Source organism: Acinetobacter sp. S40, assembly GCF_016624705.1.
GTDB lineage: Bacteria > Pseudomonadota > Gammaproteobacteria > Pseudomonadales > Moraxellaceae > Acinetobacter.
This window is the reverse complement of sequence record NZ_JACVTU010000047.1, coordinates 1-265: the sequence shown is the minus strand read 5'-3', so window position 1 is coordinate 265 and position 265 is coordinate 1. Positions and strand designations below refer to the sequence as shown.

Below are 265 nucleotides of genomic sequence, written 5' to 3'. Positions count from 1 at the left end.
GCATTGCATGGAACGGTTGATGATCCTACTGCAAAAGTCACAATTGTTGTTGATGGGGTGAGTTATCCAGCTACGAATAACGGTGATGGAACCTGGACTCTGGCAGACAATACGTTACCAACCTTAACTGATGGTTCGCATACTGTTGTGGTAAATGCAACGGATGCAGCAGGAAACGTGGGGACAACCACTGGGACAGTGGTAATTGACACAGTGGCGCCAACTGCCCCTGTTGTCAATCCAGTCAATGATACAGATGCAATTA

General features: G+C 47.2%; 1 protein-coding gene. It reads left to right on the top strand.

Annotated elements, in window-relative coordinates; genetic code table 11:
- Positions 1 to 265: Ig-like domain-containing protein (locus tag IAE19_RS16510; protein ID WP_227611211.1), on the top strand; the 265-nt coding region annotated here is incomplete at both ends.